Raw genomic sequence first — 10,388 nt, 5'->3', positions numbered from 1 at the left:
TTATGTTATTCTAAATCAACTAATTGAAATTTGTCTATATTCATCATTCACAGATGCAAGCACTGCGTTTGTCTCCTTAGTTTAGGCAAACTTCTTGCTCGCTGCTACAGATAAAACTACGCCTAGGGTTACGCCAATCATACCTACAGAAACGGATTCATTTAAGAAAAGAGCAGCGAGAGCTAAGCCAAAGAAGGGTTGTAGCAATTGCAGTTGACCTACAGTGGCGATTCCACCTTGAGCTAATCCTTTATACCAAAAGATAAATCCTGTAAACATACTCATTGTGCCCAAGTAAAGTAAACTCACCCAAGTATCAGTTTGTATAGCGTGCAGAGAGGGAGGTAGAAAAAAGAAAAGGCAAGGCAATAAAATAGGCAAAGCATAGATAATAGCCCAAGAAATTACTTGGCTTCCACCCATTGATTTTGTAAGTACAGCACCTTCAGCATAGGCCAATCCGCAGAGTATAATAGCAGCGAGCATTAGTAAATCACCCGTAATCGAGCTAGTTGCTTGCTGGGCATAAGCGAAGGCCACCACGAGCCCACTCCCTAGTAGGGCAAAGAGCCAAAAGAGAGGTTTAGGCTTTTCCTTTCCGCGTAACACAGCAAAAATAGCCGTACTCAGTGGTAAAGTTCCCACAAAAACTAAAGATCGAGCAGCAGTCATATGCTGTAAAGCCAAGGATGATAATAACGGAAATCCTATTACCGCACCCCCAGCAATCAAGATAATTGATTTTGACTCTAGCTTCGTAGGAAAAGACGCTTTGGTGTAATACAGAAATATACCCGCGAGAACAGCTGCAACTAAAGCGCGTACCAAGGTGACAAAAATAGGATCTAAACTCAGTACCGCTACTTTGGTAGCCGGCATAGATCCACTAAATAATAGTACGCCAATGAATCCATTGATCCATCCACTCGAGGTATTGTTTACTGCTGTTGCTTTCATGTATTTCTATTTTTTTTCAAAAGTAAAGCGAAATTAGAAACAAACACAGTCGCAGTTTTGTATCTTTGGATGGGTACAGTATATTTTATGGAAGAAAAATTCATCTATTTGCGCCTAGCGGAAAAGCTGGCCAATCAAATTCGAAACGGCATTTTCAAAAAAGGCGATCGCCTTCCTTCAATACGCGAGTTGTGTAGGACGTACAATATCAGTATGAATACGGCAAAACGCATCTATTTGGAACTCGAATCTCAATCTTTAGTCCTTGCCGTTCCCCAATCGGGTTATTTTGTAAGTCATGTGCATTACCCTCATTTTCCCTTGCCAAAGGCGAGTAATCCAACGCCATTAGCCGATATGGATGTCCCTAAAAAGATCATCAATAAAGTCTATTCCCATATGGGAAATGAAGCCTTGACTTTATTTTCTTTCAACTCACTCTATGGGGAGTTTTTACCTGCTGCTCAGATGAAAAAGGAAATTATTCAGGCGGCGAAAGAAATGAAATACGGGGGAGTGGACTATGAAGGTGTTCAAGGCAATATCAACCTCAGGCGAATGATTGCCGCTCGTTCCATGACGTGGGGAGGTGCGCTTACCGAGGATGAAGTAGTAACGACCAATGGAAGCATACACGCCATATCCCTCTGCTTATTAGCACTGGGAAAAGCGGGCGATACCGTTGCTATCGAGAGTCCGTGTTATCCTGGAATCTTTCAACTGGCAATTGATTTGGGTTTTAAAGTATTAGAACTGCCGACAGATCCCGTTACTGGAGTAAAACTCGACGCCTTAGAACGCGTATGCCCGATGATTGATATTTGTTTGTTGATTACCAATTACAACACACCTTTAGGTAGTTGTATGCCTATCGAAAACAAAAAGAAAGTGGTGGAGCTACTTGCTTCTCATTCTATTCCCTTGATTGAAGATGATGTATATGGAGATTTAAACTTCAGCGGTAAGCGCCCCATGTGTTGTAAAGCGTTTGACACAACAGGTAATGTGCTGTGGTGTAGTGCCGTTTCTAAGACCTTAGCCCCAGGCTATCGCGTGGGTTGGGTTAGTGCAGGAAAATATCAAGACAAAGTCATTGAGCAGAAATTAATTCACTCTATTTCATCCCCCGCCATTGTTCAAGAAGCAGTTGCGAATTTTATTAAGTCGGGAAAATACGAAAAACACTTGCGCAAATTGAGGCAAAGCTTGTTTGCCAACTATCAAAAAATGCTCGCGGTTATCGTGAATGAATTTCCAGCAGGTACAAAAGTTACCCGTCCTGAAGGTGGGTTGTCATTGTGGATTGAATTTGACGAAAAGGTCAATACCCTGAAGTTGTACGACCGTTGTTTGAAAGAAGGTATTAGTATTGCACCAGGGCGAATGTTTACGGTACAAGGACAGTTTCAAAACTGTATTCGAATCAGTATTGGCTTGCCTTGGACCAAAGAAATAGAACAACAACTCAAACGAATAGGAACCCTTAGCCTAGGGTGTGTATAGTTGAAGCAGGAGGAGGGTAGTTGTAAAACGCTGATTAACTGACGGTTGTTTTTTATGCACACACAGCTATTTCCTAAATTTTTTTGTATGAAAAAAAAATGTCACCTTTGTCACTTGAAAGGGGTGCTACACCATGGTGTGGCTGAGATGATACCCTGGAACCAGTTTCCGCACCTGATCTAGGTAATGCTAGCGTAGGGATCAACCATTTATCATCTCATCATTTACTTTAGTTAAGTTAATATGATGCAGGAAATCTTACAACAAACTACGTGGACCGAATGGCTCGGTGTCTTTTTTTCTATGATTCAAGTTGTACTTGCTTCGAGGAATAACTCCAACAATTATCTTTTTGGAATTGCGGGTATCTCCCTAACACTTTACGTGATGATTACCGCCAAGCTATATGCAGAATTTACGCTCAACCTATACTATTTGGGTATGAGCATCTACGGCTGGTTATTCTGGAAATACGGCAAACAAAAAGAAGAAGCAAAAATCTCGCGAACAAATGCAACAGACAAGTGGATTGTTTTGGGCATTGTCAGCTTCACTTTTGGATTATTTTGGCTATTTCTCACCCAATATACCGATTCAGATGTTCCCATTTGGGATTCTTTAGTGACTGCATTTGCATGGGCAGGGATGTGGTTGATGGCCAAACGAAAAATAGAAAACTGGATTTTATTGAATATCAGTAATTTTATTTCTGTGCCGTTGATGTTGCACAAAAATTTATACCTATATGCGGGGTTAACTGTGTTTTTATTTGTTGTTGCAGTATTGGGCTATGTCAAGTGGAATAATATTTTAAAAGAAGAAGAGTATGTTAAACGCTAGTGAATTGAGAAAGGCCATGCAAGGAGCAACGGCCATTTCAGATGAAGTTATTTCCCATATTTACAAAGAGCGATGGCTGCAAATATGGGTACCTCAAGCCTATGGGGGGTTGGGTTGTGATTTTAAAACAGGCTTACTCTACTTATATGATTGGGCCAAAATAGATGGCAGTTTAGGATGGATGTTGACGCTCTGCGCAGGAGCCAATTATTTTTCGCGAAATATGCAACCCAATACAGCAAAAGCCCTGTTTGCTAGTGAGTATACCTGTTTTGGAGGCAGTGGTATGCTAGGCGGAACTGCCGATGAACAAGCCGATGGAACCTTTGTGGTACATGGACAGTGGGAGTATGCCACTGGAGCACCTTATCTCAGCCATTTTACCCTCAATGCCAAGCTGCTCAAGCAAGGTAAACCTGTTGTAGACGATACTGGTACAGCGGTTGTTCACTCCTTTATCATTCCCAAATCACAAGTGAATATTATTCCTAATTGGAAATCCATGGGGATGAAAGCCACGGGAACCTATTCTTTTGTAGTAAAAGAAGCAGTGATTCCTGCAGATTACCGCTTTGTATATGATGTGTTTTATACTGATGATGCAATCACCAAGATTCCCTTTCGCTTATTTGCTGATTTAACCCTCCTCGTTAACTATTTGGGGATGGCCGCTCATTTCATGGAAGAAGCAGCCAATACTTTGGGTTCTGACCGCATATATACCCATCAGCAACGCATACAGATTGCCTTGGAGGGAATTTTAACTTACGCGATTCAACTTGAAGGAATATTAGAGCAGCACCTACCCATTTCTGCAGCATTAGAGGAAGAGATTCACCACTACGGTCGATGCATAGTAGAACAACTAATACCGCAAGTAATCCAAGTATATACCCAATTAGGGATTAAAGGAACGCAGGTTGACCAACCGATACATCAGGTTTTCTGTGATTTCTTTACCGCTACACAACACGCCAATTTTAGAGCGGAAGTAAAGAAGTAGCACCTTTACCCCAGCGTGAGCATTAGCCAAATACTGCAAAGCACTTCTACTTCCTATGTCTTTTATTAGCTCTAAAACCGTACTATAGGATGCTTTAATCACTAATTCCGGGCTATGTTGTACACTTACTTTGTTCATACGTCTATCGCTTAGGCTGGGGTTAATTCGCTCTGCTTCTAAAATAAAAACCACTTTTTCATTGGGATACTACGCTTGAAGCAGTACTTTTGCAGCAAATGGGGGTTTTGTTCACTTTTGATATAAAACGCTCGGTTTAATTGGTTGAAATGAGTGAAAAAAGAACGGCTATTTCGGCTGCCTTGACCTCAATTATGTGTGTACAAGGTGGTGCGTCTTTAGCAAAAAAGCTGTTTCCTGTTTTAGGGCCAGCTGGTGCAAGCTCCTTGCGTATTGGTCTATCTGCTATCTTACTACTAGTAATTAATAGGCCCAATCTAAAAGCTTTAACGAAAAAACAATGGCTGTGCTGCTTGGGATATGGAGTAAGTATCGGTGGAATGAATTTGCTGTTTTACTTTGCCATTGAGCGCGTACCATTGGGCTTGGGAGTAACCGTTGAATTTGTCGGTCCTCTGCTATTGGCCTTGTTTTTATCGCGCCGACTATTGGATGTTCTTTGGGCGATACTCGCGTGTATCGGTATATTGCTCATTGTGCCTTGGAAAAGCAGTAATGTAGATCTAGTGGGATTAGGCATGGCTTTTATGGCAGGTATGTTTTGGGTAGGCTATATCGTAATGGGAACTAAAGTCACCCAACTCATCGACGGACGAACAGCTGTGTCTATCGGAACTGTATTTGCCGCCATGATTATTGTGCCTGTTGGAATTGCCTCTGGCGGTTTAGTGCACCTAACTTGGCCGTTGTTCTTCATAGGACTTGCTGTTGCCATTTTGTCGAGCTCTTTGCCTTTTACCTTAGACCTGGTAGCCATGAAGCGAATTCCCCCAAAGAGCTTTAGCATTTTGACGAGTTTACATCCCGCATTCGCAGCCTTAAGTGGATTAATTTTTTTAGGTGAAGCCCTAAGCCTAGTGCAATGGCTGTCTGTTGCTTGTGTGGTTTTTGCTAGTATCGGAACTACAATTACCTCACCTAGAGTTGCTTAAACTGTACTTGTTTAAGTAAATATTTAAGGTTGTTTTAGCATTGCTGCGGATGAACGTCAACAAAACTAACCAATTCGCCCATTTTTAAAGAGAATAGTTTACCTTTGAAGAACAAGGAATAATACGAATTTATAGTGATATTATGAATCAAGAAATAAGAAACTTAGAGCCAAAACAAGTTTGGAATAAGTTTGCCGATTTGAATGCAGTGCCTCGTCCTTCAAAAAAAGAAGAACGCGTAATTGCTTTTATGGTAGACTTTGGAAAATCGTTGGGGTTGGAAACAATCCAAGATGAAGTAGGAAACGTAATCATTAAAAAACCGGCTACAGCTGGAATGGAGAACAGAAAGACCATTGTGATGCAATCGCATTTGGATATGGTTCACCAAAAAAATAATGATACAGATTTTGATTTCGATACACAGGGAATCGAAATGTATGTAGAAGATGGATGGGTACGCGCTAAGGGAACTACTTTAGGAGCGGACAACGGCCTAGGTGTGGCTACAATTATGGCAATCCTAGAGAGTAAAGATATCCCACATCCGGCAATTGAAGCCTTGTTTACAATTGATGAAGAAACGGGAATGACAGGGGCAAAAGGCCTAAAAGGAGGATTGCTAGAAGGTGAAATCTTACTAAATTTAGATACAGAAGAAGACGATGAAATCGATATCGGATGTGCAGGAGGAATTGATGTAACAGCCGCTGCAGAATACGATGAAGAAGACGCGCCAGAAAATGCAGTGGGATACCGCATTACTGTCAAAGGATTAAACGGAGGACACTCGGGCATGGACATCCACAAAGGTTTGGGGAATGCCAATAAAATCATGAACCGCTTGTTATTTGATTCTTTTGACAACTTTGGCTTGCAAATCGCAACAATCAAAGGAGGAAGCTTGCGCAACGCTATTCCACGTGAAAGTGTAGCAACAGTGGTGATCGCTCAGATGTATGACGAAGCTTTTGTGTATGATATGACGCAAATTGTAGAAGAAATCAAAGCGGAATTACACACCGTAGATCCAGGGTTAGAGGTTATTTTTGAGAAATTAGACGAGGCAGAAACACCGAAAAAAGTAATGCCGTCTATGGCGCAATACTTCTTTGTGCGTTCAATGTACGCAGCACACAATGGCGTATTCCGCATGAGCCCTGATTTTGACGATTTAGTAGAAGCTTCAAACAATATTGCAAAAGTAGAAGTAGGGCAAGGACAGCTAACAGTAAAATGTTTAACACGTTCTTCTGTTGAATCTTCTAAAATGGACGTTGCCAACGGTTTACGTGCAGCATTTGAATTGATGGGATGTGAAGTAGAGTTCTCAGGTTCATACCCAGGATGGAGTCCAAACCCAGATTCTGAAATTCTAGATGTTTTAGTTGATATTTACGAAAAACAACACAGTGAAAAACCAAATGTAGTCGCTTGTCACGCTGGCTTAGAATGTGGAATCTTAGGAACTCATTACCCAGAGATGGACATGATTTCTTTTGGTCCTACGATCAAAGGAGCACACTCTCCTGCAGAACGTGCTAATATTGAATCACTACAAAAATTTTGGAACTTCGTTTTAGAAATCTTAAAGCAAATTCCACTAAAGAAATAAACGTATCTCAAGATCGTTAACCCTATAAAAACAGCAGGCAGCTTTTCGCTCTTGCTGTTTTTTTATATCCAAAAGCGAAGTTCATTCCGTTTCCCCTGTCCAAAATTCTGTCTATACTTTCTGTCATAATCTAGCTGATTTAGTTGTTGTTAGGTCTTGTAGAATCCTTGCTTCCCCTTCAGTCCCTACATGCATGCACTACAAACGTAAACAAATTGAAGTAGTGTAAAAACACCCCTTATCCTTAACTACCACATTTTACCTTACAAGGGTATAAAAGGGCATTATTTTTCACAAGAAATTGAGATAAAGTGCCTGCAATCAGTTTGGTATGTGTTTGTTTTTGTGTTTTCTTCGGTACTTCTTCGAGTCTTGTTCGTGTTTCATTGGGTTAGAAGCCATTTTACCGAAGGAGACTCGAACAAGACTCGAACAAGACCAGAAAAAATCCCCTAGAAATTATGTTACTTGCAGCGCGGCAAACACTATTTCTCTCCCTATACTAAAAGCTGTTAATGGAGGCTGCTTTAGACAGTTGGAAGGAAAACAGAAAATCAAGCTGGCATTTTAGAGCATGTAGGGAGTTCCCAAATATTTTAAGTAAATTTTAATTTTTAAGCAAGTTGAATTGTAAATTGCTTTTTGTACATTAGTTGCTTTAAGACAATAAAACTCAAAAACAGTATGAAAAAATCAATTTTAGCGCTTGCTTTAGTTAGTTTAGTAGCTATTTCATGTGGAGATAAAAAATCAACCGATACAACTGCGCCTGAGCAAGGAGTAGAACAAACAGCGGAAACGCCAAAACAAAAGGAGTTGACGTATACCGTTGAGTGGACAGCATTTAAAACACCAGCTAAAGTTGGCGTAAAGGGAACTTTTGACGAGATCAAATTGTCAGAAGTAAACCGTGAAGCGGCGACCTTAGAAGAGGGGTTAAAAGGAGCTCAATTCGCTATTGTTACGAGTTCAGCTAGTACTGGAGATCCAGCAAGAGACGAGACATTGCGCTTGAATTTCTTTACTAAATTAGTTGGTAATATCAACGGATTTTTTGGAGAGTTTAAAGACGGAAAAGTTACAGTACACTTAACGTTGAATGGCATTACCAAAGAAAAAGAATTTGCTTATGAGGCGACTGAAGCAGGAGTAAAACTAACAGGATCAATCGACATCCTAGAAGACTTCGCAGCAAAAGACGCTTTTACAGCCTTACACGCAGCTTGTAATGCCTTACACGAAGGGAAAACATGGTCTGACGTAGAAATCGCTGTGGAGATTAAAAAATAAAAATACATAAATAAACGAATTGAAGAGGAATATGCGAATATATTCCTCTTTTTTTTTAACTTTGCAATCCAATTAAATTATCTCTTTTAAAGATATGATAGATCGATTACAAATTATTAAACAACGTTTTGATGAAGTATCTGATTTGATTATTCAACCAGATGTTATTGCGGATCAAAAGCGCTATGTTCAATTAAACAAAGAATATAAAGACTTAAAGCAGTTAGTTGAGAAACGAGCGGAATACATAAGTCTAACAGGAAATATAGCAGAAGCGAATGAAATCTTAGCAGATGGAAGCGATGCCGAAATGGTGGAGATGGCCAAGATGCAGCTAGACGAGGCGAAAGATCGTTTGCCAGAACTAGAAGAAGAAATCAAATTCCTTTTAATACCGAAAGATCCAGAAGACGCGAAAAACGTAATGGTTGAAGTTCGCGCGGGAACAGGAGGTGATGAAGCTAGTATTTTCGCAGGTGATTTGTTTAGAATGTACACGAAATACTGTGAGTCAAGAGGGTGGAGAACATCTGTTGTAGACGTGAATGAAGGAACTTCAGGCGGGTACAAAGAGGTTATTTTCGAGGTAACAGGAGAAGATGTTTATGGAACGTTGAAGTTTGAAGCAGGTGTACACCGCGTACAACGTGTTCCTCAAACAGAGACACAAGGACGTGTACACACCTCTGCTGCTACCGTAATGGTATTGCCAGAGGCAGAAGAATTTGATGTACACATTGACATGAACGATGTTCGTATTGATTTGTTCTGTTCGTCAGGACCTGGAGGACAGTCGGTAAATACGACGAAGTCAGCTGTGCGTATGACGCATATTCCAACGGGATTAGTTGCTCAATGTCAGGATGAGAAATCACAGCACAAAAACAAGGATAAAGCCTTGTCTGTATTGCGTTCTCGTTTATATGAAATGGAATTGGCCAAGAAACAAGAAGAAGACGCTAAAAAACGTAACTCTCAGGTAAGTAGTGGTGACCGTTCAGCAAAAATTAGAACCTATAACTATCCACAAGGACGTGTTACAGACCACCGTATCGGATTAACACTTTACGATTTAGATGGTGTAATGAACGGCGGTATTCAGAAAATTATTGATGAATTACAGTTAGTAAGTAATACGGAAAAATTAAAAGAAAGCGAAGTTTATTAAACTGCAAGATAAAGAGAAACCACACTAAGCAGTGTGGTTTTTTTTAAAACTACTTAGACCATGACAACACAACAACTCCTGGAGCAAATTCAGCGTAAAAAATCATTTCTATGTGTGGGATTAGACGTTGATTTAACGAAAATTCCCGCTTTTTTGCTAGAAGAGGAAGACCCTATCTTTAGTTTCAACAAAGCTATTATCGATGCTACGCACGATTTGGCGGTAGCCTATAAACCCAATATTGCTTTTTTTGAGGCCTATGGTATCAAAGGGTGGGAATCTTTGAAAAAGACCATTGCTTATATCAAAGAAAATTACCCGGACCTCTTTACCATTGCCGATGCAAAACGCGGTGATATTGGCAATACAGCTTCGATGTATGCCCAGGCTTTTTTTGAAGATATGGCCTTTGACAGCGTAACCGTAGCACCTTATATGGGGAAAGACTCTGTAGAGCCTTTCTTGGCCTTTGAAAATAAACACACCATTTTATTGGCCTTGACGTCTAATGAAGGGGCTTTTGACTTTCAAACGAAATTAATTGACGGCGAACCCCTGTATAAAAAAGTGATTCAAACCTCACAAACCTATAAAAATGCAGCCAATCTGATGTATGTAGTAGGCGCGACCAAAGCGGAATACTTTAAAGATATTCGCCAAGTAGTGCCAAACAGCTTTTTACTTGTACCAGGAGTTGGCGCACAAGGCGGTAGCTTACGCGATGTTTGCCAATATGGATTAGCGGATAATGTAGGTTTGTTAATCAACTCCTCAAGAGGCATTATATACGCATCCAATCAGGCCGATTTTGCAGCAAGAGCGAGAGAAGAAGCCCTGAAGATGCAAAGTGAAATGCAGGCCATTTTAAACGATAGATTTTAG

The 10,388-nt window shown here is 40.5% G+C and carries 9 protein-coding genes; 8 read left to right on the top strand and 1 reads right to left on the bottom strand.

What is annotated here, in order from left to right:
• Positions 1–81: 81 nt before the first annotated feature.
• Entirely contained in the window at positions 82–957 is an 876-nt protein-coding gene (locus HX062_RS07350) for a DMT family transporter (protein WP_182627652.1), read from the bottom strand.
• Positions 958–1,044: 87 nt separating this feature from the next.
• Between HX062_RS07350 and HX062_RS07345 the strand changes: the two genes are divergently transcribed.
• The 8 genes from HX062_RS07345 to pyrF all read left to right on the top strand — a co-directional run bounded on the left by HX062_RS07345 (position 1,045) and on the right by pyrF (position 10,388).
• Positions 1,045–2,460 (top strand): aminotransferase-like domain-containing protein, encoded by a 1,416-nt coding sequence (locus HX062_RS07345; RefSeq protein WP_182627650.1) that lies wholly within the window; start codon positions 1,045–1,047, stop codon positions 2,458–2,460.
• A gap of 243 nt (positions 2,461–2,703) precedes the next feature.
• A complete protein-coding gene (gene pnuC, locus HX062_RS07340) occupies positions 2,704–3,300 on the top strand; it encodes a nicotinamide riboside transporter PnuC (RefSeq protein ID WP_286466974.1) in 597 nt (198 codons plus the stop codon).
• Positions 3,287–4,303 carry an acyl-CoA dehydrogenase family protein gene (locus HX062_RS07335; RefSeq protein WP_182627646.1) on the top strand — a complete coding sequence of 339 codons (1,017 nt, stop codon included), beginning with the start codon at positions 3,287–3,289 and terminating at the stop codon, positions 4,301–4,303. The genes pnuC and HX062_RS07335 overlap by 14 nt, the downstream gene beginning before the upstream one ends.
• Before the next feature lie 287 nt (positions 4,304–4,590).
• Positions 4,591–5,433, top strand: a complete 843-nt coding sequence (locus HX062_RS07330) for an EamA family transporter (RefSeq protein WP_286466973.1) — start codon at positions 4,591–4,593, stop codon at positions 5,431–5,433.
• Between the two features lie 142 nt (positions 5,434–5,575).
• Positions 5,576–7,048: an aminoacyl-histidine dipeptidase gene (locus HX062_RS07325; RefSeq protein WP_182627644.1), complete on the top strand. Its 1,473-nt coding sequence runs from the start codon at positions 5,576–5,578 to the stop codon at positions 7,046–7,048.
• 684 nt (positions 7,049–7,732) lie between these two features.
• Positions 7,733–8,338, top strand: coding sequence for a YceI family protein (locus HX062_RS07320; protein WP_182627643.1), 606 nt, complete (start codon positions 7,733–7,735; stop codon positions 8,336–8,338).
• 94 nt (positions 8,339–8,432) lie between these two features.
• Positions 8,433–9,506 (top strand): peptide chain release factor 1, encoded by a 1,074-nt coding sequence (gene prfA, locus HX062_RS07315; protein ID WP_182627641.1) that lies wholly within the window; start codon positions 8,433–8,435, stop codon positions 9,504–9,506.
• 60 nt (positions 9,507–9,566) lie between these two features.
• The gene (pyrF, locus tag HX062_RS07310) at positions 9,567–10,388 is read left to right on the top strand and encodes an orotidine-5'-phosphate decarboxylase (protein WP_182627639.1); all 822 of its coding nucleotides are present in this window, start codon (positions 9,567–9,569) and stop codon (positions 10,386–10,388) included.

It is taken from the genome of Myroides sp. DF42-4-2 (assembly GCF_030326445.1).
Classification (GTDB): Bacteria; Bacteroidota; Bacteroidia; order Flavobacteriales; family Flavobacteriaceae; genus Flavobacterium.
The sequence above is the reverse complement of the archived record's forward strand: the minus strand, read 5'-3'. Positions and strand labels throughout refer to the sequence as shown.

Excerpts from the sequence above, each read along its gene's own strand:
- HX062_RS07330 (WP_286466973.1), top strand. The coding sequence starts at position 4,591 with ATGAGTGAAAAAAGAACGGCTATTTCGGCTGCCTTGACCTCAATTATG.
- pyrF (WP_182627639.1), top strand. The coding sequence starts at position 9,567 with ATGACAACACAACAACTCCTGGAGCAAATTCAGCGTAAAAAATCATTT.
- HX062_RS07345 (WP_182627650.1), top strand. The coding sequence starts at position 1,045 with ATGGAAGAAAAATTCATCTATTTGCGCCTAGCGGAAAAGCTGGCCAAT.
- HX062_RS07320 (WP_182627643.1), top strand. The coding sequence starts at position 7,733 with ATGAAAAAATCAATTTTAGCGCTTGCTTTAGTTAGTTTAGTAGCTATT.
- prfA (WP_182627641.1), top strand. The coding sequence starts at position 8,433 with ATGATAGATCGATTACAAATTATTAAACAACGTTTTGATGAAGTATCT.
- HX062_RS07335 (WP_182627646.1), top strand. The coding sequence starts at position 3,287 with ATGTTAAACGCTAGTGAATTGAGAAAGGCCATGCAAGGAGCAACGGCC.
- HX062_RS07350 (WP_182627652.1), bottom strand. The coding sequence starts at position 957 with ATGAAAGCAACAGCAGTAAACAATACCTCGAGTGGATGGATCAATGGA.
- HX062_RS07325 (WP_182627644.1), top strand. The coding sequence starts at position 5,576 with ATGAATCAAGAAATAAGAAACTTAGAGCCAAAACAAGTTTGGAATAAG.
- pnuC (WP_286466974.1), top strand. The coding sequence starts at position 2,704 with ATGATGCAGGAAATCTTACAACAAACTACGTGGACCGAATGGCTCGGT.